The 24,649-nt window shown below is 73.7% G+C and carries 23 protein-coding genes; 7 read left to right on the top strand and 16 right to left on the bottom strand.

What is annotated here, in order from left to right; genetic code table 11:
* The first annotated feature begins 113 nt into the window (after positions 1 to 113).
* Positions 114 to 845 carry a FadR/GntR family transcriptional regulator gene (locus OG310_RS25985; RefSeq protein WP_329458273.1) on the top strand — a complete coding sequence of 244 codons (732 nt, stop codon included), beginning with the start codon at positions 114 to 116 and terminating at the stop codon, positions 843 to 845.
* 85 nt (positions 846 to 930) lie between these two features.
* Here OG310_RS25985 and OG310_RS25980 read toward each other — a convergent pair whose 3' ends face one another.
* The 4 genes from OG310_RS25980 to OG310_RS25965 form a co-directional block, all read right to left on the bottom strand.
* Positions 931 to 1,959, bottom strand: a complete 1,029-nt coding sequence (locus OG310_RS25980) for a 6-phosphofructokinase (protein ID WP_329458272.1) — start codon at positions 1,957 to 1,959, stop codon at positions 931 to 933.
* 150 nt (positions 1,960 to 2,109) lie between these two features.
* The gene (locus tag OG310_RS25975) at positions 2,110 to 2,811 is read right to left on the bottom strand and encodes a response regulator transcription factor (protein WP_329458271.1); all 702 of its coding nucleotides are present in this window, start codon (positions 2,809 to 2,811) and stop codon (positions 2,110 to 2,112) included.
* Positions 2,808 to 4,184 carry a MacS family sensor histidine kinase gene (macS, locus tag OG310_RS25970; RefSeq protein WP_329458270.1) on the bottom strand — a complete coding sequence of 459 codons (1,377 nt, stop codon included), beginning with the start codon at positions 4,182 to 4,184 and terminating at the stop codon, positions 2,808 to 2,810. The genes OG310_RS25975 and macS overlap by 4 nt, the downstream gene beginning before the upstream one ends.
* 45 nt (positions 4,185 to 4,229) lie before the next feature.
* Complete coding sequence (locus OG310_RS25965) at positions 4,230 to 4,976, bottom strand: lysophospholipid acyltransferase family protein (protein ID WP_329460388.1); 747 nt, start codon at positions 4,974 to 4,976, stop codon at positions 4,230 to 4,232.
* A 174-nt stretch (positions 4,977 to 5,150) separates the two neighbouring features.
* Here OG310_RS25965 and OG310_RS25960 point away from each other — a divergent pair, with 174 nt between their 5' ends.
* Together OG310_RS25960 and OG310_RS25955 are read left to right on the top strand one after the other, a co-directional pair.
* Positions 5,151 to 5,927: an alpha/beta hydrolase gene (locus OG310_RS25960; protein ID WP_329458269.1), complete on the top strand. Its 777-nt coding sequence runs from the start codon at positions 5,151 to 5,153 to the stop codon at positions 5,925 to 5,927.
* Positions 5,920 to 6,498 (top strand): hypothetical protein, encoded by a 579-nt coding sequence (locus tag OG310_RS25955; protein WP_329458268.1) that lies wholly within the window; start codon positions 5,920 to 5,922, stop codon positions 6,496 to 6,498. The genes OG310_RS25960 and OG310_RS25955 overlap by 8 nt, the downstream gene beginning before the upstream one ends.
* A gap of 317 nt (positions 6,499 to 6,815) precedes the next feature.
* On the opposite strand, the gene OG310_RS25950 is transcribed toward OG310_RS25955, so the two are convergent.
* The 6 genes from OG310_RS25950 to OG310_RS25925 form a co-directional block, all read right to left on the bottom strand.
* Positions 6,816 to 7,568: an endonuclease/exonuclease/phosphatase family protein gene (locus OG310_RS25950; RefSeq protein ID WP_329458267.1), complete on the bottom strand. Its 753-nt coding sequence runs from the start codon at positions 7,566 to 7,568 to the stop codon at positions 6,816 to 6,818.
* A gap of 92 nt (positions 7,569 to 7,660) precedes the next feature.
* On the bottom strand, positions 7,661 to 8,602 hold the full coding sequence (locus OG310_RS25945; RefSeq protein ID WP_329458266.1) for an ROK family glucokinase: 942 nt from the start codon (positions 8,600 to 8,602) through the stop codon (positions 7,661 to 7,663).
* 65 nt (positions 8,603 to 8,667) lie between these two features.
* Complete coding sequence (locus OG310_RS25940) at positions 8,668 to 9,243, bottom strand: DUF5304 domain-containing protein (protein WP_329458265.1); 576 nt, start codon at positions 9,241 to 9,243, stop codon at positions 8,668 to 8,670.
* A gap of 88 nt (positions 9,244 to 9,331) precedes the next feature.
* Positions 9,332 to 10,645, bottom strand: coding sequence for an ArsA family ATPase (locus tag OG310_RS25935; RefSeq protein WP_329458264.1), 1,314 nt, complete (start codon positions 10,643 to 10,645; stop codon positions 9,332 to 9,334).
* A 5-nt stretch (positions 10,646 to 10,650) separates the two neighbouring features.
* Complete coding sequence (locus tag OG310_RS25930) at positions 10,651 to 11,103, bottom strand: SRPBCC family protein (RefSeq protein ID WP_329458263.1); 453 nt, start codon at positions 11,101 to 11,103, stop codon at positions 10,651 to 10,653.
* A 103-nt stretch (positions 11,104 to 11,206) separates the two neighbouring features.
* Positions 11,207 to 11,962 (bottom strand): metallophosphoesterase family protein, encoded by a 756-nt coding sequence (locus tag OG310_RS25925; protein ID WP_329460387.1) that lies wholly within the window; start codon positions 11,960 to 11,962, stop codon positions 11,207 to 11,209.
* A 266-nt stretch (positions 11,963 to 12,228) separates the two neighbouring features.
* On the opposite strand from OG310_RS25925, the gene OG310_RS25920 reads away from it, so the two are divergent.
* Positions 12,229 to 14,025, top strand: a complete 1,797-nt coding sequence (locus tag OG310_RS25920) for an AMP-dependent synthetase/ligase (protein ID WP_329458262.1) — start codon at positions 12,229 to 12,231, stop codon at positions 14,023 to 14,025.
* A 103-nt stretch (positions 14,026 to 14,128) separates the two neighbouring features.
* Here OG310_RS25920 and OG310_RS25915 read toward each other — a convergent pair whose 3' ends face one another.
* Positions 14,129 to 15,265 (bottom strand): glycosyltransferase family 4 protein, encoded by a 1,137-nt coding sequence (locus tag OG310_RS25915; RefSeq protein ID WP_329458261.1) that lies wholly within the window; start codon positions 15,263 to 15,265, stop codon positions 14,129 to 14,131.
* A 140-nt stretch (positions 15,266 to 15,405) separates the two neighbouring features.
* On the opposite strand from OG310_RS25915, the gene OG310_RS25910 reads away from it, so the two are divergent.
* Positions 15,406 to 16,737 (top strand): glycosyltransferase family 87 protein, encoded by a 1,332-nt coding sequence (locus OG310_RS25910; protein ID WP_329460386.1) that lies wholly within the window; start codon positions 15,406 to 15,408, stop codon positions 16,735 to 16,737.
* On the opposite strand, the gene OG310_RS25905 is transcribed toward OG310_RS25910, so the two are convergent.
* The 4 genes from OG310_RS25905 to OG310_RS25890 form a co-directional block, all read right to left on the bottom strand.
* Entirely contained in the window at positions 16,694 to 17,971 is a 1,278-nt protein-coding gene (locus OG310_RS25905; protein WP_329458260.1) for a hypothetical protein, read from the bottom strand. The genes OG310_RS25910 and OG310_RS25905 overlap by 44 nt on opposite strands.
* A 77-nt stretch (positions 17,972 to 18,048) precedes the next feature.
* Positions 18,049 to 19,092 carry a C40 family peptidase gene (locus tag OG310_RS25900; RefSeq protein ID WP_329458259.1) on the bottom strand — a complete coding sequence of 348 codons (1,044 nt, stop codon included), beginning with the start codon at positions 19,090 to 19,092 and terminating at the stop codon, positions 18,049 to 18,051.
* A gap of 236 nt (positions 19,093 to 19,328) precedes the next feature.
* The gene (locus OG310_RS25895; protein ID WP_329458258.1) at positions 19,329 to 20,354 is read right to left on the bottom strand and encodes an NlpC/P60 family protein; all 1,026 of its coding nucleotides are present in this window, start codon (positions 20,352 to 20,354) and stop codon (positions 19,329 to 19,331) included.
* Between the two features lie 341 nt (positions 20,355 to 20,695).
* Positions 20,696 to 22,078 carry an NYN domain-containing protein gene (locus tag OG310_RS25890; RefSeq protein ID WP_329458257.1) on the bottom strand — a complete coding sequence of 461 codons (1,383 nt, stop codon included), beginning with the start codon at positions 22,076 to 22,078 and terminating at the stop codon, positions 20,696 to 20,698.
* A 181-nt stretch (positions 22,079 to 22,259) separates the two neighbouring features.
* Between OG310_RS25890 and OG310_RS25885 the strand changes: the two genes are divergently transcribed.
* Together OG310_RS25885 and OG310_RS25880 are read left to right on the top strand one after the other, a co-directional pair.
* Entirely contained in the window at positions 22,260 to 22,985 is a 726-nt protein-coding gene (locus OG310_RS25885) for a rhomboid family intramembrane serine protease (protein ID WP_329458256.1), read from the top strand.
* Positions 22,982 to 23,263, top strand: coding sequence for an Lrp/AsnC family transcriptional regulator (locus tag OG310_RS25880; RefSeq protein ID WP_329458255.1), 282 nt, complete (start codon positions 22,982 to 22,984; stop codon positions 23,261 to 23,263). Before OG310_RS25885 ends, OG310_RS25880 begins: the two co-directional genes overlap by 4 nt.
* Before the next feature lie 30 nt (positions 23,264 to 23,293).
* Here OG310_RS25880 and OG310_RS25875 read toward each other — a convergent pair whose 3' ends face one another.
* Positions 23,294 to 24,598: an aminotransferase class V-fold PLP-dependent enzyme gene (locus tag OG310_RS25875; RefSeq protein ID WP_329458254.1), complete on the bottom strand. Its 1,305-nt coding sequence runs from the start codon at positions 24,596 to 24,598 to the stop codon at positions 23,294 to 23,296.
* Positions 24,599 to 24,649: the final 51 nt, after the last annotated feature.

Below are 24,649 nucleotides of genomic sequence, written 5' to 3'. Positions count from 1 at the left end.
GAACAGACATAGGACATGGGACATGGGATGTCCTATACGTGCCGACGCTACACTCGTCGGCGAGGGCAGGCAAGAGCGTCGAGGCCGGCCCGCCATCAGGCCGAGGAGTGACCGTGGCGTACGGAGTCCGGCAGCAACTTGAGGACCGCATCACCGAGCTGATCTTCGAGCTGGACCTCGCCCCCGGCGAGGCCATGCCGGCGGAGACCCAGCTCATCGAGCGTCTCGGCGCCGGCCGCAACAGCGTGCGGGAGGCCCTGCGCGCCCTGCACACGCGCGGCATCGTGGACATCAGGCACGGGTACGGAACCTTCGTCGGCAGTGCCCCGCTCGCCACCATGGGGCCCGGCCTGCTCTTTCGCACCCGGCAGGCCGTGCGGGGCAACCCCGGTGCGCTGCGCGAACTGGTCGCGGTCCGCCGCGCGCTGGAATCCGGACTGATCGGCGACGTCGTGGAGCTGGCCGACCCTGCGCTCTTCGAGCGGCTGGACGCCGAGGTCGCCGCGATGGCCGCCTCCGGCGCCCCGGACGGCGGGAGCACCGCCGGCGGGACCCCGGAGGGCGTCGGGCAGGACACCGCCGCCGCGGACCGCCGCTTCCACCTCATGCTGTTCGAACCGCTGGGCAACGAGCTGGCCACCCAGCTCATCGAGCTGTTCTGGGACGCCTTCCAGACCGTACGGGCCGACCTGCGCCCCGTCGGACACCCCGGCGACCTCGTCCACCGGCACGCCGACATCGTCGGCGCGCTGCGGGCCGGCGACACGGAGGCGGCCCGCCGCGCGGTCCTGGAGCACTTCGACGACGTCGAGTCGCGCGTGGCCAAGCTGGCCGCCGACAGCTAGGGACCGACGCCCTACGGCGGAAGTCGCGCTCCCGCGCGCAGGGGTTGCCGCCCGCGCGCGGGGCGCAGCGCGGGTCGCGGGCGGCTCAGCCGAAGAAGACCCCGGCCTCCTCGTACAGCGCCGCCGGCACCGTCTTCAGGGTCGCCACCGCCTCCGCGATCGGGATCCGCACGATGTCCGTGCCCTGCAGCGCGACCATCGTCCCGAAGTCGCCGTCCCGCACGGCCTCGATGGCGTGCAGCCCGAACCGGGTGGCGAGCCACCGGTCGAACGCGCTCGGGGTCCCGCCCCGCTGCACATGGCCGAGCACCGTCGTACGCGCCTCGTAACCGGTGCGTTCCTCGATCTCCCCGGCGAGCCACTCGCCCACCCCGGACAGGCGCACGTGGCCGAACGAGTCGGTCGAGCCGTCCTTGAGGACGAGCCGGCCCTCCTTCGGCTTCGCCCCCTCGGAGATCACCACGATCGGCGCCGCCGAGGAGCTGAAGCGCGAGTTCACCCAGCCGCAGACCTCCTCGACGTCGAAGGGCCGCTCCGGGACGAGGATCGCGTTGGCGCCGCCCGCGAGACCCGCGTGCAGGGCGATCCAGCCCGAGTGCCGCCCCATCACCTCGCACACCAGGACCCGTGTGTGTGATTCGGCGGTGGTGTGCAGCCGGTCCACGGCCTCCGTCGCGACACCCACGGCCGTGTCGAAGCCGAAGGTGTAATCGGTGCCGGACAGGTCGTTGTCGATGGTCTTGGGCACACCGACGCACGGGATGCCGTGCCGCGCGCCCAGTTCGGCGGCGACACCGAGCGTGTCCTCGCCGCCGACCACGATCAGCGCCTCGACCCCCGCCTCCGCCAGGTGCTCCCGGATCCGTGCCACGCCGTCCTCCGCGCTGAGCGGGTTGGTGCGTGAGGCGCCGATGATGGTGCCGCCGCGCGGCAGGATCCCCCGTACGTCCGGGATGTCGAGCGGGCGGCCGATGCCTTCGAGGGGGCCGCGCCAGCCGTCCCGGAACCCCGTGAAGGTGCAGCCGTACTCCTGCACGCCCTTGCGCACCACAGCGCGGATGACCGCGTTCAGCCCGGGGCAGTCGCCGCCTCCGGTCAGTAGTCCGACCCGCATGGGACTTCCCTCCGCCGGCGGTGGGGTGCGCCGGCTGCCCGGCGACCGTGGCTGACGTGACTCGGATCACTCTCTGCCACTGTCGCACGGGCTCCCGGGGACCGCCCCGTGGCGCCGGGAGGGCGAAGGACGCCCCCCGGGGGGCGGCGCTCAGTCGTCGTCGAGGCCGCGCTCGATCGCGTACCGCACCAGCTCGACCCGGTTGTGCAGCTGGAGCTTGCCGAGGGTGTTCTGCACGTGGTTCTGCACCGTGCGGTGGGAGATCACCAGCCGCTCGGCGATCTGCTTGTACGACAGGCCCTTGGCGACGAGGCGCAGCACCTCCGTCTCGCGGTCGGTCAGCTGCGGCACCCTCGGCTCGTCGGGCCTGCCGGGTCCCGGCCCGGCGGCCAGCCTGCGGTACTCGCCGAGGACGAGGCCCGCGAGGCCCGGGGTGAAGACCGCGTCGCCGACGGCCGTCCTGCGCACGGCCTCGATCAGCTCCGCGGTGGACGCGGACTTCACCAGGTAGCCCGTGGCACCGGACTTCACGGCCTCCAGTACGTCCGCGTGTTCACCGCTCGCCGACAGGACGAGGACGCGCAGCCCGGGCAGTGTGCCGACGAGTTCCTTGCACACCTGCACGCCCGGCAGTCCCGGCAGGTTCAGATCGAGGACGAGCACCTGGGGGCAGGCGGCACGCGCCCTGCGGACGGCCTGCGCGCCCTCGCCCGCCGTCGCGACCACGTCGTAGCCGGCCTCGGCGAGGTCGCGCGCCACCGCGTCCCGCCACATCGGGTGGTCGTCCACGACCATCACCGTGACCGGTGCCCCGCTGCCCTGCTCAGGTGCCGTCGCGTCCTGTGTGCTCATGTCCTTCTCCCCCGTGTGGACTTGTCCCCGGCCTGCCGTGGAACCTTCAACTCCACTTCCGTGCCCTGTCCTGGCACGGAGATCAGCTCCGCGGCGCCGCCGAGGTCCGCCAGCCGGCCGCGGATGGACTGGGCGACCCCGAGTCTGCCCTCGCCCTCGGCCTGCGCGAGACGTCCCTCGGGGATGCCGGGGCCGTCGTCCCGTACGGTCACGATGACCTGGCCCGGCTCGTCCTCGACGAGGATCCAGGCACCGGCGTCCGCGCCCGCGTGCCGCCTGACATTGTCCAGCGCCGCACCGACAGCGGCGGCCAGCTCGGCGGCGGCCGCCGCGGGCAGCAGCACGGGCGCGCCGGGCTCGGCGAGGCTCACGCGCGCCCCCGCGTACCGCGCGAGGAGCGCCCGCAGGTCGCTCCCGCCGCCGCCGTCCCGGTCCGGCCGCGGGTCCCGGCCGTCCCCGCGTACGGACCGCGCCCGCGGCGCCCCGCCGGCGCTCTCGGCCTGGCCGTCCGCAGGGGAGGCGGTACGGGTGGCCGGCCCGGCCGGATCCGGCGGGCCGGGGTCGCGCGGGGTCGCCCACGCACCTCCGGCGTCGGCTCCGTCCGGTGTCTCCGTCGCGCCCGGCGCCAGGGGCGCGGGGGGCAGCAGCCCGCTGGTGACCAGTGTCCGCAGGGCGATCTCCTGCTCGCCCGCCATCCTGCCCAGTTCGGCGGCCTCGCCGCCGAGCGCGGTGCCGCGCCGCTGCACCATCGCGAGCACCTGCAGGACGCTGTCGTGGATGTCCCGGGCGAGCCGCTCGCGCTCGCGCGTCGCCGCCTCGATCTCCAGGGCCCGGGCGAGCGTGCGCTCCGAGGCGCGCGCCACCTCGACCACGTAGCCGATGCCGATGGAGGCGATCCACACCAGCACCACGTTGTGCAGGGTGTCCTTGCTGGGATGCGCGCGCTCCACGATGTCGGCCACGGCGACCAGGGTGGAGGCCGCGAGGGCCGGCCGCCAGCCGCCCTTGAGCGCGAAGGCGAGGACGGCGCCCGCCGTCCATATCGACGGCAGGGTCGTCACGTCGGCCCCGCGGGCCTGCTGGTCCGCGAGCGGGGTGATGAGGATGCCGACGAGCGCGAGGGTCAGATCGCAGGCCAGGAACGGGCGGGTGCAGCGGGCCACACCGGAGACCCGGGGCAGCGTCGCCACCGTCCAGACGAGCAGGACGGCGAGGTAGGCGACACCGAGCCAGAGCCGCTCGTACCGGTGCCGCTCGTAGCCGAACAGGACGATCGTGTAGAGCGTCGTCAGCAGCCGGTAGGCGGCGAGCGCGCGCCACAGCGGCACCTCGACCGACATCCGCACGACGCGCTCGCGCCGGACCCGCTCCATCTCCCCCGGTCCCCCCGTCCCGCCGTCCCCGCGCTTCCCGCGCCGCTAGCGCTGCGGCTTCCCCGCCGCGCCCCGCTGCTCAGCGGCCTTGGCCGCCGAGCCCTTCTCCGCCTCCGCGATCCTCCGCTTCGCGGCCGTCGCGTAGATGTCCACGTACTCCTGCCCCGACAGCCTCATGATCTCGTACATCACCTGGTCCGTCACCGACCTGTGGATGAAGCGGTCGTTCTCCATGCCCAGGTACCGGGTGAAGTCCAGGGGCCTGCCGATCCTGATACCGGGGCGCATCAGCTTCGGGACGACCTTGCCCGGCGGCTGGATCTTCTCCGTGTCGATCATCGCCACGGGGATGACGGGTGCCCCGCTCAGCAGCGCGACGCGGGCGAGACCGCCGGGCTTGCCGCGGTAGAGGCGGCCGTCGGGCGAGCGCGTGCCCTCCGGGTAGATGCCGAACAGGTCGCCGCGATCCAGCACCTTCAGGGCGCTGTTGATCGCCGCCTCACCGGCACCGCGGGCGCCCGACCTGTCCACCGGCAGCTGGCCCATGCCCTTGAAGAAGGCCGCCGTCAGCTTGCCCTTGACCCCGGGCGAGGTGAAGTACTCGGCCTTCGCGATGAAGGTGACCTTGCGATCGAGCACCGCCGGGAGGAAGAACGAGTCGGAGAACGAGAGGTGGTTGCTGGCCAGGATCGCGGGGCCCTCGCACGGGATGTTCTCGATGCCCTCCACCCAGGGTCGGAAGGCGAGCTTCAGCGAGCCGCCGAGGGAGACCTTCATCGCGCCGTAGATCAACTCGGTGCCTCCTGTGTGCTGGGCGTCGACCATAACCCGCCGGCCCCGGGCAGGACGGCGGCTTCCCTGCGTGGAGGCACGAAGGGCCTGGTCGGTGTCAGTCCGGTCGCGTACGGTGAGATGACCCCAGCGCGTGCGTGTGTCCCCCTTCTTTCCCAGCCAAAGGAGACCCCGGTGCCGGTCCTTCCAGGAGCCGAGCCGTTTCGCCACGACGGCGGCGATGTCGGTGTCCTTCTCTGTCATGGGTTCACGGGTTCCCCGCAATCCCTGCGTCCATGGGGGGAGTATCTGGCCGACCGCGGGTTGACGGTCTCGCTTCCCCTGCTGCCCGGACACGGCACGCGGTGGCAGGACATGCAGCTGACCGGCTGGCAGGACTGGTACGCGTGCGTCGAACAGGCTCTCGGGGAACTGCGGGAGCGGTGCGAGCGGGTCTTCGTCTTCGGCCTCTCGATGGGAGGGGCGCTGTCGCTGCGGCTCGCGGCCAAGCACGGGGCGGAGATCAGCGGGCTGGTGCTGGTCAATCCCGCCGTGCGGGTACACGGCGCCGCGGCGCACGCGCTGCCGGTGCTGCGCCATGTCGTGCCGTCGACCAAGGGCCTGGTGAACGACATCGCCAAGGGCGGCGGCGACGAGATCGGCTACGACCGGGTGCCGCTGCACGCGGCGTACTCGCTGCGGCGGCTGTTCGCGCTCGTGGACGGGGCACTGCCGCAGGTCACCCAGCCGTTGCTGCTGCTGCGCAGCAAGCAGGACCATGTCGTGCCCGCCTGGGACGCGGAGCGGATCCTCAGCCGTGTCTCCTCGGCGGACGTCCGCGAGGTGATGCTGGAACAGAGCTACCACGTGGCGACGTTGGACCATGACGCGGAGCGCGTCTTCGCACAGAGCGCGGCGTTCGTCGCGCGGCTCGCTCCAGGTGTCGGACAGAAGGGGAGCACGGGTGGCTGAGAATGACGCGGAGCCCGAACCGCAGCCGCTCGACGAGGAGGCGGCCTGGGCCGCGATCGTCGCGGGCTACGGCGACGAGCCCGCGGACCCGCCGGGAGCGAAGCCGTTCAAGTCGGTGGACGACCTGGCGACGCTGGACAGCAAGAGCGGCGGGGTGACGCAGGACACGGCGAAGGACGAGACCGAGACCCCGACCGATCCGGGCGACCCCGGGCAGGTGCCGCCGCGCGCGCTCGGCGGCTCGGTGGTGTTCGCACCGGGCGTCGGCGTTCCGGTTCCGGCCGGCCCGCGCGACGCCGAGCCCGTGGAGGACCCGGACGAGGGCCACTTCGTGCCGCCGGAGCCGCCGCCGCTGCCCGAGTCGGACGCGACGGCGAAGTTCGCGTGGCTCGGCGCGATCGGCGGTCCGGTGCTCGCGCTGCTCGCGGTGGTGTTCCAGTGGGACATGACGTGGTGGCTGACGGCGGTGTGCGCGGGCGGGTTCCTGGGGGGCATCGCGACGCTGGTCGCGCGGATGCAGCACGACGACGAGGACGACGAAGGGGATCCGGGCCGGGGCGCGGTGGTCTGAGCGCGGCCGGCGCCCGGGGACGGCGCCGGCCGGGACGCCGGCACGGCCCGGGTACGGCACTTCGGCGCCGGGTCCGCCGCGGGTACGGCTCGGCAGCGGCGCCGGTACGGGCCGACGACGGCATTTCGACGGACGGGTACGGCGCCGGCGGCGGACGCACAGGCCGTCCCCGGCTCGCAGAGGTACCGGACGCCCGAACGGCAGCGCCGACCCGTGAGTCCGGCCGGCCGCCCCTCACCCGTCGGCCCGCGGCACGCTCGTGAGAGCCGGGCGGGCAGGCCGCATGAGCGGCCTGCCCGCGACGGGGGAGCCCCGCGTCAGGGGGCCGGGACCCGCAGCGTCGCCAGGACCGGGAGGTGGTCGCTCCCGCCGCGCAGGTCCGACTCGCTCAGGCCGGGCAGGCCCGTCGGTACCCCGCAGGTGAGGACCTCGATGCCGGGCGTCGCGAAGATCGCGTCGATCCGCTGCCGGGGTGTGGGTGCGCCGTGGGTGTGCTCACTGCCCCACGGCGCCACCGACCAGCCGTCCTGGAGCTGGTCCGCCAGCAGACGGAAGGCGCGCCCCGACGGGCGCTCGTTGATGTCGCCGGCCGCGATCGAGTGCGGCGCGTCGAGCGCCTTCAGCCGGTCGAGCAGCATGCCCGCCTGCTCCAGCCGCTCCCCCGCCCGCAGGCTGAGGTGGCAGCTCACCACGCCGAGGCGCGCCCGCCCGAACCGTACGACCGCCGTGGCGAAGCCCCGCCGGTGCAGGCCGGGGGTCAGCGGCAGCAGGACGTCCTCGGTCGATACGACCGTGGCGCGCAGCGAGCACAGGAGCAGCGGTCCCGCGGCGGGGGCGCCGCCACCGAGGACGACGAGGTCCGTCGCGCGGGCCAGCCGGGACGCGTACTTGCGCCAGCGGAAGAAGCGGGGAGCCTCCTGGATGCAGACCAGGTCGGGCTCGCAGGCCCTGATCACGCGTGCCAGGGCAGCACGGTCGTCGCGCATCGAGCGGATGTTGTAACTGAGCACTCGGATCACGGCCGAACCGTCCGGCTCGGTACGGGAGTCGGGCAGCGGGGGCATTGCCATGCGCACACCCTACGGGAGCCCCTCGACGCGGCTGCCCGCCGTACCCCCCTGGTGAGCGGGGGTACGGCGGGCAGTCGCGCGAACCGGGACGATCAGCCCTGACGGGCCAGGTCCGCGGCACCGACCAGGCCGGCGGAGCCGCCGAGCTGGGCCGCGAGGACCTGCGCGTGCGGGCGCCACTCGCCGCCGACCAGCCACCGCCTGAACGACTTGCGGATCGGGTCGAGGACCAGCTCGCCCTCGTCCGAGACGCCGCCGCCGATGATGAACGCCGACGGGTCGAACAGCGAGGCCAGGTCGGCGAGACCGCTGCCCACCCAGCGCGCCAGCTCGCGGAACGAGTCGACGGCGACCGGGTCGCCCTGCCGGGCCGCCTCGCTGACGTGCCGGCCCTGGATGCCCTCCGGGGTGCCGTCGCCCAGCGCGAGGAGCGCCTCCGCGTTCTCCGGCTGCGCGTTGGCCCGCTGACGCGCGTACCGCACGAGCGCGCGGCCCGACGCGTACTGCTCCCAGCAGCCCTGGCTGCCGCAGCCGCAGAGCAGCCCGTCCGGGACCACCCGGATGTGGCCGACCTCGGCCGCGACGCCGAACCGACCGCGCCGCAGCTTGTTGCCGATGATCACACCGCCGCCGAGGCCGGTGCCGAGCGTGATGCAGATGACGTCGTCGTGCCCCTGGCCCGCGCCGAACCTGTACTCGCCCCAGGCGGCGGCGTTCGCGTCGTTCTCGACGACCACCGGCAGGCCGACCCGCTGTTCGACCTTGTCCTTGAGCGGTTCGTGGCGCCAGTTGATGTTGGGCGCGAACAGGACCGTCGCGCGCTTGTCGTCCACGTAACCGGCGGCGCCGATGCCGACGGCCTCGATCTGGTGCCCCTTACCGGCCCCGGAGACTGCTGAGCAGATCGCGTCGACGATGCTCTCGGCGGTGTCCGGGGTGGGCACCTTGTGCACATCGCGAATGGTGCCCTCTTCGTCGACCACGCCGGCCGCGATCTTCGTGCCGCCGATGTCGACGCCGATGGTGAGTCCCATGTGTCCCTCAGATTTCGGTCGTGCCCCGCTTGGGCCAACGGTACCCGAGGGTGGGCTCGCCCCCGTCAGTCCAGGTCGATGTGACCGTCGGGACCGGGGCGTTCGTCGCGCGGGTCGGACGGGTCGAGCGACTGCCGGTCGTCCTTCGGGTCGAGCGTCTTGCCGCCGCCGCCACCGGAAAGGTCGGATGACCCGGCCCCTTCGGGCGTCGTGCCGTCGCCGCCCGCACTCCCGCCGTCCGGGCCCGGTCGGGTCGCCGCGTCGTCGGTGGCGGCGCCGCGCGTCCAGCGGCCCTCCTGGTCCTCGACGGCGGAGCGGTACGCGGCGAGCAGTTCGTTGCCCGCGGCGGCGAGGTGGTCGAAGAAGCCGGGGTTGCGTTCGATCACCGGCTCGACGGCGGCCTTGGCCTGGTTGAGGAACTGCTGGACGGCGCCCTGCGCGGCCATCCCGAAGAGCGGGTTGCCCACGGACGTCAGTTTGTCGGCGACCGCGTCGGCGAACTTGCGCAGTTCGTCGGCGGCGGAGGCGGGCGGCGGCCCGTACACCGCGCGGCGCCGTACCTTCTCCGCTGCCAGGTCCTCCCCGCACGCCGTCGCCCAGGCATCCGGGTCGCCGTCGGGCCGCTCGCTCGTGTCACTCATGGAGTACTCCCGCGTCCGGCACCTCTCCCCCGCCGCCGCGCGGCGGGAGATGTACACCTTCGACGGTACCCGAACGCCGGTGCCTCCTTCAGGCTCCCGCGGTCCCGTCCTTCGGCCACAGTCCGGGATCGGGCGTGAAGCGCACCCGCAGCATGCCGTCGGTGAGGGCCGCGCCGGAGACGGTGCAGCGGAGCAGCGCCGAGGACAGCGGCACGATCCGGCGGAACGCTCCGACGGTCAGCAGCAGTTCGTGCTCCCTGCGAACGAGTGTCAGTTCGCTCTTGACCGCTCCCGGCAGGGGCAGGCACCACACGAGGAGCCCGTCGGTGGCCCGCAGGTCCTCGACCCACCAGGGGTCGGCCGCCCGGGTCCCCGGCACTCCCGGTCCCCTCCCGGCCCAGGCCCCGGCGGCCCCGGCCGTCCCGGCAGCCGCGTCCGGTCCGGTCGGCCCGTCGCCCCGGGAGGCGCGCTCGGCAGCTTCCTCGTCGGGGGCCGGTACGTCCAGCGCCGCCAGATCGTCCCGTCCGTGCGGCTCGCGGCCCAGGTGCGGCAGCTCGTACACGGCCGGCCAGGCCGCGGGGTCGCCGTGCCACGCGTCGAGGCTCTTGCGCTGGCGTCCGGTCGCCGCCTGGAGCCAGGGGTGACCCTCGGCCGGCGGCAGGACCTTGTTGGCGATGAGCGCGTCGGCGGTCAGCCCGTGCAGGGCGAGCCCGGTCCGCGCGGTGCGCAGCGCCTCCTCGGCGGCGGGGCCGGGTTCCACGACGAGCCGCACCGAGGTCCCGGCGTCCGCGATCAGGAGCTGTGCGGCGGCGAGTTCGGTGTCCTTGCGCGCGGCGCTCTCGTACAGCCACGTGGACGGCATGGGGACGCCGGCGAGCTGCGCCATCATCGGGCGCAGCGCCCGAGCGGCCTGCCGCTCCGGGGGCAGCAACCGCCGCAGATAACGGCGGAGTTCCTCGGGGAGGCTGAGGGCGGCGAGCGCCTCGGGCAGGGGCGGCAGGTCGACGACGAGTGCGTCCCAGTCGCCGGACCCGGCCACGCGCAGCGCGTGCAGCAGGGCGAAGCGGTCACTGCCGGGCAGTTCGGTCAGCTCCTCGCCGCGCAGCCGGGGCGCGCCGAGCATGTCGAGCGCGGGCGCGATCCGCTGCTGGAGGTCGAGGAGCTCCGTACGGAAGTGCTCACCCGAGTCGATCCGGGCGGCCCACAGGCCGTCGGCGACGCGTGCCGGCTCCCCGGCGCCGGGGCCCGGGGCGGCGCCGAGCAGGACGGTGGCGGCCGCTGCGTCGGCGGTGAGCAGCAGGGTGCGGTCGCCGCGCCGGGTGGCCGCGAGGGCGGTGGCCGCCGCCACGGTCGTACGGCCCGCGCCGCCGGGGCCGGTGACGAGGACCGTGCGGGGGGCCATGGCGCTCAGGCCCCCGCGCCCTCGGCCGACTCGACGCGCTTCTTCAGCCCCGCGAGGGCGCGGTCGATGATGACCTTCTCGGCCTTGCGCTTGATCATACCCAGCAGCGGGATCTTGACGTCCACCGCGAGCTGGTAGGTGACCTCGGTGCGGCCGCCGCCGTCGACGGGGGCCAGCCGGTACGAGCCGTCCAGGGACCGCAGCATCTGGGACTTGACGAGGGTCCAGCTGACCTCGTCCTTCTTCCAGGTGTAGGCGAGGGTGTGGTCGTCCTTGATGGCGCCCGCGTCGAGGACGAGACGGACCTGCTCGGCCCGCCCGTCGGCGCCGGCGGAGAGCACCTCGGCCTCCTTGACCTCTCCGGTCCACTCCGGGTAGCGGGCGAAGTCGGCGATCACCGCCATGACGACGGCGGGGGCCGCCTCGATCGTGATGCTCGAAATCGTGTGTTCCGCCATCGCGGTGCTCCTCGCAGACTGGGTACGCCGCGTGCAGGTTATCGCGGTCGCCTCCGGCCCCCCGCCTCGGTCCCGCGCCTCACCACGGAACGACCGAGGGGCCTCACCACTGAAGGACCCAGGGCCGGCCGGTCGAGGCGAAGTGGCCGACGTTCACACACTCCGTCGCGCCGATCCGCATCCGCGCGGCGAGCGGCTGGTGGACGTGGCCGAACAGGGCGTAGCGGGGTTTCGTGCGGTGGATGGCGTCGAGCAGGGCCGCGCTGCCGCGTTCGAAGCGGCGCGCGACGACGTCGTAGGTCAGGTCGGGCACGTCCGGCGGGATGTGCGAGCACAGGACGTCGACGTCGCCGAGCGCCTCGACCTTGGCCGCGTACTCCTCGTCGGAGATCTCGTAGGGCGTGCGCATGGGGGTGCGCAGTCCGCCGCCGACGAAGCCGAAGACGAGACCGCCGATCTCGGCGCGCTCGCCGTCGAGGACGGTGGTACCGGGCCCCGCGAACTCGTCCCAGAGGGTCGGCATGTCGACGTTGCCGTAGGTGGCGTACGTCGGGTCCGGCATGGCGCCGAACAGTTCCGCGTACTGGCGGCGCACCGCCGCCTCGATCGCGGCGGCGGGCGTGGACGCGAGCCCCTGCCACAGCTCCGCGCCGAACACGCGCGCCTCCTCGAAGCGGCGGGCGGTGCGCAGTTCGACGAGCCGGTCGGCGTTCTCGACGCCGAAGAGGTCGGGGAAGATGCCCCGCGAGTGGTCCGCGTAGTCGAGGAAGAGAACAAGGTCGCCGAGGCAGACGAGGGCGTCGGCGCCCTCACCCGCCCCAGCGAGTCCCGCCGCGTTGCCGTGGACGTCACTCACCACATGAACCCTGGTCACAGGTCACCTCATCGCGTTCGCCCGGTCGCCCGCCGCCGCCCCGTGGCAATGTCGATCACCCAGGAGCCGCGCCTTGCACTACTGTGCACCGAGAGTCGCAGAAAACAGTGTGACGCGGGAAATATCTGGCCAGGGCGCCGGTCCGCACGTCCGTACCGGCAGGTAACGTCTGCGGGCGGTCCGTGTGCGACCGCAGCAGCCGGGGCGCGCGGACGGACGCCGCGCCCTCCGCCCGATGAGGAGCAGCAGTCTTGCGCGAGTTCAGTCTTCCGGCCCTGTACGAGGTCCCGTCGGACGGCACTCTGACGGATCTCGTCCGCCGCAATGCCGCGCAACACCCCGACACCCCCCTGTTCGGCCGCAAAGTCGACGGCGTCTGGAGCGATGTGACGGCGCGGGAGTTCCGCGACGACGTCAGCGCCGCGGCCAAGGGCCTGATCGCGGCGGGCATCGAGCCGGGCGACCGGGTCGCCGTGATGTCCCGTACACGCTACGAGTGGGTAAGGCTCGACTTCGCGATCTGGAGCGTCGGCGCGGTCACCGTGCCCGTGTACGACACCAGCTCCGCCGAGCAGGTGCGCTGGATGCTCGGCGACTCGGGCGCGGTCGCCGCCGTCGTCGAGACCAAGGACCACGCGACCGCGCTGGAGTCCGTGCGGCTGCGGCTGCCCGCCCTGCGGGAGGTCTGGTGCCTCGACGCGGGCGGCCTCGACACGCTCCTCGCGGCGGGCGCCGAGGTGAGCGAGACGACGGCGGAGGAACGCTCGGCGGGCGGCAAGGCCGACGATCCGGCGACGATCGTCTACACGTCGGGGACGACGGGCCGGCCCAAGGGCTGCGTGCTGACCCACCGCAGCTTCTTCGCGGAGTGCGGCAACATCGTGGAACGGCTCAAGCCCCTGTTCCGCACCGGGGACTCGTCCCTGCTGCTGTTCCTGCCCGCCGCCCACGTGTTCGGCCGGATCGTGCAGCTCGCCTGCGTGATGGCGCCGGTCAAGCTGGGATGCCTGGAGGACACGAAGAACCTGACCGAGGAGCTGGCGGCGTTCCGCCCCACGCTGATCCTGGGCGTGCCACGTGTGTTCGAGAAGGTCTACAACGCGGCCCGCATGAAGGCGTACGAGGAGGGCAAGGGCGCGATCTTCGACCGCGCGGCGCACACCGCCGTCGCGTACAGCCACGCCCTGGACACGCCCGCCGGGCCGTCCCTGAGCCTGCGCCTGCGCCACCGCCTCTTCGACCGGCTCGTCTACTCCAGACTGCGGGCGGTCCTCGGCGGACGCGGCGAGTACGCGATCTCCGGCGGCGCGCCCCTGGGCGAGCGGCTCGGCCACTTCTTCCGCGGCATCGGCTTCACCGTGCTGGAGGGCTACGGCCTGACGGAGTCGTGCGGCGCGACGACGTTCAACCCCTGGGACCGCCAGAAGATCGGCACGGTCGGGCAGCCGCTGCCGGGCTCCGTCATCCGCATCGACGACGACGGCGAGGTGCTGCTGCACGGCGAGCACCTGTTCACGGAGTACTGGAACAACCCGGAGGCGAGCGCCGAGGCCCTGGCCGACGGCTGGTTCCGCACGGGTGACCTGGGCACGCTCGACGGGGACGGCTACCTGACGATCACCGGCAGGAAGAAGGAGATCCTGGTCACCGCGGGCGGCAAGAACGTGGCGCCCGCCGTCCTGGAGGACCGGATCAGGGCGCACGCGCTGGTCGCCGAATGCATGGTGGTGGGTGACGGCCGCCCCTTCGTGGGCGCGCTGATCACCCTGGACGAGGAGTTCCTGGCCCGCTGGGCCCGGGAGCACGGCCGCCCCAGGGACACGACGGTGGCGGCGCTGCGGCTCGACCCGGAACTGCTGGCGGAGATCCAGCGGGCCGTGGACGAGGGCAACACCCAGGTGTCGAAGGCGGAGTCGGTACGCAAGTTCCGCATCCTGACGCACCAGTTCACCGAGGAGGACGGCCACCTGACGCCGTCGCTGAAACTGAAGCGCAACGTGGTGACGAAGGACTTCGCGGACGAGATCGAGGCCCTGTACACGACGTGAGGCGCGGCGGGCGGCCCGATCCGGGGCGCCCGGCCCCGGGCCGGACGAGGTGCCGGGCCGCCCCGCCCCGGGCCGCCCGTGGGGCCGGACCCCCGCCCCCGCGTTACAGCAGTTCCCGCAGCCTTTCCGCGAGCAGGTCCCAGCGCCAGCGTTCCTCGACCCAGCTCCTGCCGCGCTCGCCCATCCGCCGCCGCAGGTCCGGGTCGGCCAGCAGGCGGATGATCCGCGCGGCGGTCTCCTCGGTGTCGTGGACCACCCATCCGGTCTCGCCGTCGAGCACCGCGTCCGGCGCGCCGCCCGAGTCGCCCGCCACCACCGGCAGGCCCGTCGCGGACGCCTCCAGGTAGACGATGCCGAGGCCCTCGACGTCGAGACCGCCCCTGCGGGTGCGGCAGGGCATCGCGAAGACGTCACCGGCGCCGTGGTGGGCGGGCAGTTCCGCCCAGGGGACCGCGCCGGTGAAGCGCACCGAGGGGGCGACGCCGGCCCGCGACGCCCGTTCGCGCAGGGACTTCTCGTAGGGGCCGCCGCCCACGATCAGCAGCACCGCGTCGGGCACCGCCGACAGGATCGTCGGCATCGCGTCGATCAGCGTGTCCTGGCCCTTGCGCGGGACGAGCCGGGAGACGCACACGACGACCGGCCGCTCGCTGAGCCCGAGCCGCTCCCGCACGGCCGCCCCTCCCGAGTCCGGGTGGAACGTCTTCTCGTCGACACCCGGCGGCAGTCGCACCATCCGCTCGGCCGCGGCGGGCGTCAGCGCCGCCGCGATCCGCGAGCGGGTGTACTCACCGAGGTAGGTGAGGGTGTCCGTGCCCTCGCCGATACGGCGCAGCAGTTGCCGCGAGCCGGGCAGCTGGGCCCAGGCCGCCTCGTGGCCGTGGGTCGTGGCGACGAGGCGCCGCGCGCCCGCCGAGCGCAGCGCGGGCGCCATCAGGCCGAGCGGCGCCGCCGCCCCGAACCACACGGACTCGCAGCCGTGCTCGCGCAGCAGCCCGGCCGCGCGCCGCCTCACGCGCGGCGTCGGCAGCAGCATCGTCGCGGGGTCGCGGACCACGGTGAAGGGCTGTTCCGCGTCGAACGCCGCCGTCGCCTCCCTGCCCTCGGCGCTCCGCTTCCAGGTGGAGGCGTAGACGACGAGGCGGTCCGGGTCCAGGCGTAGCGCCATGTTGTGCAGGAACGACTGGATCCCGCCGGGCCTCGGCGGGAAGTCATTGGTCACGATCAGGGTCTTGCGCATCGCCGCAGACAGTACCGCCCCCGCTCCCCCGCCGCCGGGTGGCCGCCGCGTCCGGTGGCCCGCAGCCCACCCGGCCCGGCATCATGGCCCCGGCGCACGCGTACTCGACCGTGCGTACGGACGGCACGACGGGACGGTCAATGGCGGGCGTGTACGGCCACACGGCACGGGGCACGGGCGGCGCGATCGCCCTCTGGGTGCTCACCAGAGCGGTGCTCCTCCTGCTGGTGTTCAAGGTGGCCTGGTTCCCGCACCTGCCGGGGCCCGACGTGACGAGTGACGTCTCCGGGATCTACCACGGCTGGTTCGAGGTCCTGCGCACCGGCACGTACCCGATGTCCGACGTGACCTGGCAGTACCCGCCCGCCGCCGCCTTCGCCATCCTCTCCCCCGCCCTGTTGCCGTTCCTCGGCTACGCCTCGGCCTTCTACGTGCTGGCCTGCGTGTGCGACGCGGCCGGCTTCGCGTTGCTGCTGCGCGCGGGCGCGCGCCCTGGCCGCTCGATGCGGGGCGCCTGGGTGTGGATGGCGGGGGTCGCGCTGCTCGGCCCGACCGCGTACGCCCGGTACGACGTGATGGTGACCGCCGTCGCGGTGGCCGCGCTGCTCGCGGGGATCGGCGGTCCCCGCGGGGGCGGCCGGCGGCGCGCGGGCGGCTGGAGCGGCAGACCGGGCCTGATGGGCGCGCTGACCGGGCTCGGCGCGCTGCTGAAGGTCTGGCCGGTGCTGCTGCTCCTCGGCACGCCGCGCGGCCGGTGGACCCGCGTGTCGTGGCTGTGGGCCGTCCTCACGGGCGCGGCGGTGGTGCTGGTGTGCGCGCTGTACGGCCCCGGCGGCTTCGCCTTCCTCACCTTCCAGCGCGCCCGGGGCACCGAGGTGGAGTCGCTGGGGTCCCTGGTCTTCCACATCGCCCGGCACTACGGCTGGCAGGGCCAGGTGCTGCTGAACTACGGCTCGGTCGAGTTCGTCGGCCCCTACGTGTCGCTCGTCTCGGACATCGCGATGGGGCTGACGGCGCTCGGCTTGTGCTGGCTGCTGTGGTGGCGGGTGCGGGCCCGGGTCTTCACGGCGGCGACGCTGTGCGACGCGGCGTTCGTGGCGGTCCTGGTGTTCACGACGACGAGCCGGGTCATCAGCCCCCAGTACATGCTGTGGCTGGTGGGGCTCGCCGCGGTGTGCATGGTGGTGCGGGAGAGCGTCATGGCGCTGCCCGCGGCGTTCGTGCTGCTGGCGACGGCGGTGACCCTGCTGGAGTTCCCCGGCGGCTTCGGGCACGTGGTGGGCAGCGACGTCCAGGGAATCACCCTGATCGTGCTGCGCAACGGCCTGCTGGTGGCCGCGACCCTCACCGGCGCCCGGCTGCTGTGGAAGGGCACGGTGAGCGGCACGCCGACGGGCGGGGTCGCGGCGGCGGTCGACCGGGAGCCCGTCAGCCCAGACGCTTCGTCAGATACACCCGCCACAGCCGGGTGAAGGCGGCGGGCGACGTCGACAGGACGTCGCGCAGCGCGTCCGTCACCGCTCCCGGGCGCCCCGGGTGCGCGCCGACCGCGCGGTAGAAGGCGGCGAGCCGCTTCGGTCCCCACTGCGCGGCGATCAGCTCGCAGGCGAGCCAGCCCTCCTCGTACGCCCTGGCCAGTGCGTCAGGGTCATTGCCGAAGGAGAAGTCCTGGTCGGTCGGCAGCGCGTCCGGCGGCCCCTGTGCGCGCTCGGCCGTCCGCAGTTCGGGGGCGAGGGTGGCGGCCGGGCGGCCCGAGCCGCGGTAGGCGGACCAGTCGGCGAACCCCTCCGACAGCCAGGTGGGGGTGGCGGCGGAGGTGGCGCCGCGCGTCGCCACGTGGGTGATCTCGTGGGTGAGGACGACCTGCTGCCCGAAGTCGCTGAGCGTCCCGTACGCGTCGGGGTTCACGATGATCCGGTCGGCGGGCGCCGCGCCCGCGCCGCCCGTCTCCCCGGTCGTGACGGCGGCGATGTCCTCGTACGCGGCGGCCGGCCTGCCGAGCAGCTCCGCCATGGCCTGGAGCGACGCCGGCACGTAGACGACGACGCGCCGCTCCCAGGTGCCCGGCCAGGCCCTGTCCACCGCGGGAACGGCGCGGTCGGCCGCGGCGGCTACCAGCCGCAGCCGCGCCGGGTCCTGCCCCACCCCGAGCACCAGGCTGCGGGCACCTCGCACCGCCTCGACGCGGCCCTGCTGCCACAGTTGCCGGGCGCCCCCGTCGCCGGGCCGGTCGAGCGTCACGTACCAGTGGCCGGCCCGCAGGACGAACTGGAGGAAGCGGGGGGTGGAGACCGGCGCCGTGTCGTAGCCGGCGAGGCGGTAGCGCAACTGCGCGCGGACGGTCGCGGTGTCACCGGTCCTCGCCACGTCACTCACGTCGTACTGCCAGGAGCGCAGCGGTACGGCCGCCAGGTCGGCGAACTCGGTGCTCTCGGTGGCCCGCAGGGCCGTGGCGCGCGGGTCGAACGACGCGAGATAGGCCGCCCGGTCGCGGTGCAGCACGGCGGCGGCACGTCCGTCGAGCACGCCGCGGACCTGCTCTCCCGTGGTGTCGGGCGCGGCGGGCGGCGCGGTCGGCGCGCAGGCGGCCGCGCCCAGGCAGACGCACAGGCACAGGCAGATCAGGGCGAGCAGGCGCCGCAGCGCCGCGGGCCCGCCGTGCGCGGCACCGCGGCGTGCGCCGGGGGTGCCGTGCGGAACTGCCACGCTTGCGATCGTAGGGGGTGGCGGGGGCCCGCCAGGCCCGTATCGCGTTTCACGTGCCCCGGGCGGGCGCGGCCCCCTCAGACCCGGGTGACCGAGGAGACGGGCAGCATGCCGACCGGGTCGTAGCGCACCGGGGCGCCCGGGTAGGGCGCGTGGATGACCTGCCCGTGACCCATGTACATGGCGATGTGGCTCGCGTCGGAGCGGTAGGCGACGAGGTCGCCGGGGCGGGCCTCGGACAGCGGGATCTGCCGGCCCGCGTACCGCTGGGCCTGGGAGGTGCGGGGCAGCGCGACGCCCGCGTGGGCGTACGCCCACTGCATGAGGCCGGAGCAGTCGAAGCCGCCGGGGCCGTTCGCGCCCCACACGTAGGGCCGGCCGAGCGCGCTCTGTGCGGCGGCGACGGCCTCGGCGGCGCGGGCGGACGCCGGCCCCCCGGCTCCGGTGGGGATGCCCAGGTCGCCGCGTCCGGCGCCGCGCGTGGCCCGGCCGTAGGGGTTGCGGTCGGCGGCGGGGAGCGTGCCCAGCAGGCGGCGGGCCCGCGCGAGTTTGGTCTGGACGGTGCGTTTGTGCCGGTCGACGGCGGCGCGCCCGGCCCGCAGGTCGGCGAGGTCCCGTGCCGCGTCGGCGCGCTGCTGCTCCAGCCCCCGCTCGGCCTGCAGGAGGCGGTGCAGGGTGCCGGACTCCTGGGCGTCGATCCGGCTGAGCAGGGAGGCCCGTTCGAGGTACGTGCCGGGGTCGGAGGTCAGCAGCAGCGCGAGCGACGGGTCGATGCCGCCCGAGCGGTACTGCGCGCCGACGACCGAACTGAGCACGCCTCGCATGGTGTTGACCCGCTCCTGGCCGCGTGCCGTGTCGTCCTGCACGGCCCTGACCCGGGCGGCCAGCGCGCCGACGCGGGTGGTCGCGGCGTTGTACTGCTCGGTCGCGCGCTCGGCCTGCTCGTACAGGCCGTCGACGGTGGCCCGGCTGGTCTCGGGCGTGTCCCGCGGCTGGGCGTCGGCGGGCGGGGCCCCGAGGGCGGCGGCGGCACCGGCCGCGGCGGCGGAGATCACGACGACCGAACCGGCGCGGGCGCCCCGGCCAGGACCTGACACCGGTGAACGGCGATGGGACACCACAGGAGCCGCACTCCCTTCCGCTGTGAGCACGCGGTGCGTGCTCGCGCGGCCCGTGCCGCGTGGAAGCAGACAGTAGCGGCGTGATCACCGGGCGGCCTAGGACCGCCTCGCGTGAAACGCGAACGCCCCGCGGGAGACCGGGAGGTCACCAGCGGGGCGCGGCGTCAGCGGGGCGCCACCCGATATCGCCCGTTCGGGCGGTGTGACGCGGCGCGGAGTGGTCCCGGGCGGGCGTGTCAGCCGACGCGGACGCCGTAGTCGAAGGTCATGTCGGACACGGCCTCGTACTTGACGACGGTGCCCGTGTGCGGCGCGTGCAGCACCTGACCGTTGCCCGCCCACATGCCGACGTGGCTGCCGCCGTCCATGATGACGAGGTCGCCGATCTGGAGCTGGCTCATGGAGAGGTGGGGGCCGACGGTGCCCTGCGCCTGCGAGGTGCGCGGCAGGGAGACACCGGCCTGCGCGTACGACCACATCATCAGGCCCGAGCAGTCGAACGTGGTGGGGCCGGTTGAGCCGTAGACGTACAGATCGCCAAGTCTGGTCTGCGCGGCGCGGAAGGCGACGCCGGCCCGCTCCGAGGCGGGCACACCCTTGCCGAGCGCGACGCGGGAGCTGGAGCGGTCGGCCCGCTCCTGGTCCTCCTGCTGCATCTGCGCGCGCTGCTGCGCGGTGAGCGTGTTGAGCAGCTTGCTCGCGTCGGCGAGCTTGCCCTGGACCTGCTTCTTCTTGTCGCCGAGCTCCTTGCGGGCCGCGGCGAGGCCCGACATCTTGTCCTGGGCCTCCTTGCGCTCCTGCGCGAGCACCCGCTGCTTGGACTGGATCGCCCGGAGCTGGTCGGCCTGCTGGGCGGTCACCTGGTCCATGGTGGACGCCTTGTCCAGGTAGGTGTCCGGATCGGCGGAGAGGAACAGCTGCACGGACGGGTCTATGCCCCCGGTGCGGTACTGCGCCGTCGCCATCGAACCGAGCGCGTCACGCATCGCGTTGAGCTGCGCCTGGCCCCGCGCCACCTTGTCCTGCAGGTTGCCGACGTCCTTTTGGAGCTTCGACTCCTGGTCCTTCGCACCGTCGTACTTGTCCGTCGCCTGGTCGGCCTGCTTGTACAGGTCGTCGACCTTCGCCTTGACATCCTTGACGCTCGGCTTCGGGTCCGCGTGCGCGGCCTGCGAGGTGAGGGCGACGACTGCCGCGGCTGTGGCGGTGAGCACCGACACGCGGGCACGGTTCGGCTGCTTGGGACGACGGTGGGACGCCACGAAGGCGAGCTCCTTCTTCCTCAACCGCCTACCGGCTCCACGGTCTCCCTGCCTCTGTACGGCGGGCGACCCCTGGCCCGGCTCCGCTCGTCCCGCTCTCCCCGTGATGAGCTGAACTCTGCGAACTCGGCGGCGCCTTCGCTGTTCACCCCGGGTGGGCGATCAACCGCGCGAAGGTTCGATGCGACCTTAGTGACCTTCTTGTGATCAGATCAAATCCCAGCAGCAAAAATCTTCGTCAGGAGGGCATAAAATACGGACTTCGCACAGTCAGTAATGGGCGGTTGACGTTCCGCTGCGCCACGTAATCATTCAATTCGGGCATTGTGCGCATGAGTTGCTCAGGACCGCGAAAGCCGCTTCAGCAACAGAGCGGACGCTACCGGCCGCGCGCCGGCCGCGGCGACCCCGTCGGCCACCTCGCGGTCGGTCGAGACGACCACCACCGGCCGTCCCGACGGCTCCGCCCGTACCAGCTGACGGATCAACTCGTCCGCCGTCACACCCGGCTTGGAGAACAGCACCCGCACCCCGCGCGGCGGCGCGAGCAGCACCGGCGCGGCCAGCTCGGCCCCGTCGAAGACACACGTCACCTCCGCGCCGCTCTGCGCGGCCAGCAGCGAGAGCCCGCCGAGCAGTCGCAGCCGCTGCCGCTCCAGCGGCATCGTCGGATAGCCGGTCTTCGTCACGTTGTAGCCGTCCACCAGCAGATGCGTCTGCGGCAGGGCCAGCAACTGGTCGAGCAGCGCGGGGTCCGTGGCGGACAGCGCGCGCGCCGCGATGTCCTTCGGCGACATCCGCCCGGGCTCGACCGCCTCCACCGTGTCGGCGGGTCTGCCCGACGCGGGCGGCAACGCCAGCTCGCGCCGCAGCCCCTGCGCCGACTCCAGGAGGGTGTCGAGCAGCAGCCGCAGCCGCATGTCCTCAACGGAGCGGCCCTCCCGTGAGGCGCGCCGGCCGGCCTCCACGGCGGACTCGGCCTCCACCAGCCGCGCCCTGACCCGGCGGGTCTCGCTCTCCGCCGACGACACCGTCACGGCGGCCTCCGCCCGCAGGGCCTCCGTGTCGGCGGCGGCCCTGCGCAGCGCGGCCTCACCGCGCTTCACGTCGCTGAGCGCGCTGCGCAGCTTGCGGTGCAGCGCCTCGCCCTCCCTGCGGGCCGCCGTCAGTTCCTCGCGCAACCGCTCGGTCTCCGTGCGGGTGAGCGCCTTCGCGGCGGTCAGCTCCTCGCGCAGCCGCTCCAGCTCGCGCCGGGTCTCCTCGTCGGCCCGCTCGGCGTGCGCACGCTCGGCCTCCTCGCCGGCCGCGGTCACCAACTTCACCCATCCGGGCGGCCTCAGTACATACGCGGCGGCGGCCACTTCGACGGGATCGGCGGCGGCGGGCGGCGTGCCGCTGCCCACCGCGGCGGCCAGTTCGGGCTGCGCCTCGGCGAAGCGTTCACCGACGCGCTGCCGGAAGAGGGGGTCGCTCTCCAGGGCGGCGGCCATCGCGGTGCCGCCGAACTTGGCGCGGCGCACCGGCGTGAACCGGGCGTACTGGCGCAGCTGGCTCGGCAGTTCGGCGATGGTCAGCCCGCCGAAGACGTCGGAGACCAGCGCGACGACCTTGCGCCGCACCCCTTCGGGCAGCGGCCGGTCGAACGTCTCGGGCGGCTCGCCGCCGGCCTCGGCGGCTCCGTCGGCCGCGCCGGTCGGCTCAGCCCCGCCCACGGGCTGCTCCACGTCCGTCACCCCACTGCCTCATGCCCTTTCGGGCGGCCCCTTGTGGACCGTCTCCCGGGCGTCCCGCCTCGCCGTGGCGACGCGTTCGGTTCCGTAACCCTACGGCCTTCGCCCCCTGGGGAACCCGTCCATCCGGCGAGGCGGTCCGCGGAGATGTGCCCCGGTGCGTCATGCTCTGTCCGTGATCAAAAGGCGGACGGTGGACGGCCCCCTGGTGACGTACGGCCTGATCGGCCTGTGCTGCCTGGCCTTCCTGGTCAGTCCAGTGTCGGGCTTCGATCGCGCCTACGGGAAGGGCGAGGCGCTGCGAGCCGCCCAGAGCGCGTACTTCCGGCACTGGGGAATCGTGCCCGACCAGCTGGTCACGGGCGCGCCGCACGCCCTGATCACCCCGCTGACCGCGCTGTTCGTGCACGGGAACTGGCTGCACCTGCTCGGCAACATGCTGTTCCTCTACGTCTTCGGCACGATGGCCGAGGAGCATATGGGGCGAGCCCACTTCGCGGTCTTCTACCTGGTCGTCGGCGCGCTCGCGATGTCCGCGTACGCCGTGGCCAACGCGCACAGTGACGAAGCGCTCGTGGGCGCGTCGGGGGCGATCTCGGGGGTGCTCGGCGCGTTCCTCTTCCTCTTCCCGAAGGCGCGGGTCACGAGCCTCTTCCCTTTCCTCTTCTTCCTGCCGCTGCGCTTCCCCGCCTGGATCGTGCTGCTGTTCTGGTTCGCGCTGCAGTGGTTCGCGCAGCGCCAGGCGGCGGGTGGCGCCGGCGGCGGGGCGGGCCCCGAGGTCGCCTACCTGGCGCACCTCGTGGGGTTCGCGAGCGGCTTCCTCTACGCGGGGGCGCGCTACTGGCGGCCCGGTACAGTGAAGGGCCAAGCCGTGGCCACCGAGGGAGAACGACAGCCGTGATCACCGCGATCGTGCTCATCAAGACCAGCGTGGACCGGATCCCCGAGATCGCCGAGTCGATCGCGGCGCTGGACAGTGTCAGCGAGGTGTTCTCGGTGACTGGTACGTACGACCTGATCGCGATGGTCCGGGTGTCGCAGCACGAAGACCTGGCGGAGGTCATCCCCGGCCGGATCAGCAGGATCAGGGGCGTCGAGGCGACCGACACGCATGTCGCGTTCCGCACGTACTCGCAGCACGATCTGGAAGCGGCGTTCTCGATCGGCCTCGACGCCTGAGCCCGGGCCCGGCGGCCCGGGCGAGCGCCGTCAGGCGGTCAGTTCCCGGACGGCCGTGACGAACCGCTCCACGTGCTCCTCGGGGGTTCCCGCGCCGAAGCTGACCCGCACCGCGTTCAGCGGCCCCCCGCCGCAGACGGCGTCGTCATCGCCGCCGGTCAGCAACCGCACCAGCGGGTGCGCGCAGAACAGTCCGTCGCGCACACCGATGCCGTACCGGTCGGAGAGCTCCGCGGCGAAGGCCGCGCTGTCCCGGCCCTCCACGACGAACGAGAGCACGCCGACGCGGTGCGCCCCCTCGCCGAACAGACTCAGCACCCGCACGCGCGGCAGCTCGCCCAGCGCCGACGTCAGCCGGCCGAGCAGCGCCTGCTCCCGTGCGGCCAGGTTCTCGAAGCCGGCCTCGGTCAGCGCGCGGCAGGCGGAGGCGATGGCGTAGGCGCCGATCACATTCGGTGAGCCGGCCTCGTGGCGGGAGTCGTCCACGTTCCAGTCGACGTCCACACCGCCGTCGTCACTCCGCACGACCCGGCGGGTGGCGCCGCCGCCCGCGAGATAGGGGGCGGCATCGCGCAGCCAGTCGGCGCGGCCCGCGAGCACCCCCGCGCCGAACGGCGCGTACAGCTTGTGCCCGGAGAAGGCGACCCAGTCGACGTCCAGCGCGGCCACGTCGACCGGCAGGTGCGGCACGAGCTGCGCGGCGTCCAGCACGATCCGCGCGCCGTGCCGGTGCGCGGTGGCGGCCAGTTCGGGCACCGGCCACAGTTCGCCTGTCACGTTGGACGCGCCCGTCACACAGACCAGGGCGGGCCCCGCGGTGTCACGGCCGGCCAGCGCGGCCTCCAGTGTCGCCACGGCCGCCACCGGCGTCCGGGGCGCGTCGAGGACGGTCACCCCCGCCGTGCGCTGCCAGGGCAGCAGGGCCGCGTGGTGCTCCGTCTCGAAGACGAAGACCTCGCAGCCGGCGGGCAGCGAAGTCGCCAGCAGGTTCAGCGAGTCGGTGGTCGAGCGGGTGAAGACGACCTGATCGTCCTCACGGCAGCCGAGGAACTCGGCGACGGTGCGCCGGCTCGCCTCGAAGAGGTCGGTCGACAGCCGTGACAGGTAGCCGGCACCGCGGTGCACGCTGCCGTAGTACGGCGCGTACGCGGCGACGTCGTCCCACACGCGCTGCAGGGCGGGCGCGCTCGCCGCGTAGTCGAGCGCGGCGTACGGGACTTCGGTGCCGTCGGCGAGCGGCACGGCGACATCGGTGCCGAGGACGGCCAACGGGGCGGCGAGCGGCGGGGCGGCGGAGACGGCGGGAGCGGCGGGGGCATCCAGGTATGCGGACATGGCGAAGCCTTCGTGGTGGTACGGGTGGCGGGACACGGAGGGGCGCTCGGC

The sequence above is a fragment of the Streptomyces sp. NBC_01497 genome, from assembly GCF_036250695.1.
GTDB lineage: Bacteria > Actinomycetota > Actinomycetes > Streptomycetales > Streptomycetaceae > Streptomyces.
This window is presented reverse-complemented; position numbering and strand designations above follow the sequence as displayed.

Bases quoted from the DNA above. Each gene is read 5' to 3' on its own strand.
- OG310_RS25975 (WP_329458271.1), bottom strand. From the start codon at position 2,811: ATGAGCACACAGGACGCGACGGCACCTGAGCAGGGCAGCGGGGCACCG.
- OG310_RS25950 (WP_329458267.1), bottom strand. From the start codon at position 7,568: ATGGCAATGCCCCCGCTGCCCGACTCCCGTACCGAGCCGGACGGTTCG.
- OG310_RS25915 (WP_329458261.1), bottom strand. From the start codon at position 15,265: ATGCGCAAGACCCTGATCGTGACCAATGACTTCCCGCCGAGGCCCGGC.
- OG310_RS25875 (WP_329458254.1), bottom strand. From the start codon at position 24,598: ATGTCCGCATACCTGGATGCCCCCGCCGCTCCCGCCGTCTCCGCCGCC.
- OG310_RS25945 (WP_329458266.1), bottom strand. From the start codon at position 8,602: ATGGGACTCACCATCGGCGTCGACATCGGCGGCACGAAGATCGCGGCC.
- OG310_RS25935 (WP_329458264.1), bottom strand. From the start codon at position 10,645: ATGGCCCCCCGCACGGTCCTCGTCACCGGCCCCGGCGGCGCGGGCCGT.
- OG310_RS25940 (WP_329458265.1), bottom strand. From the start codon at position 9,243: ATGAGTGACACGAGCGAGCGGCCCGACGGCGACCCGGATGCCTGGGCG.
- OG310_RS25930 (WP_329458263.1), bottom strand. From the start codon at position 11,103: ATGGCGGAACACACGATTTCGAGCATCACGATCGAGGCGGCCCCCGCC.
- OG310_RS25980 (WP_329458272.1), bottom strand. From the start codon at position 1,959: ATGCGGGTCGGACTACTGACCGGAGGCGGCGACTGCCCCGGGCTGAAC.
- macS (WP_329458270.1), bottom strand. From the start codon at position 4,184: ATGGAGCGGGTCCGGCGCGAGCGCGTCGTGCGGATGTCGGTCGAGGTG.
- OG310_RS25910 (WP_329460386.1), top strand. From the start codon at position 15,406: ATGGCGGGCGTGTACGGCCACACGGCACGGGGCACGGGCGGCGCGATC.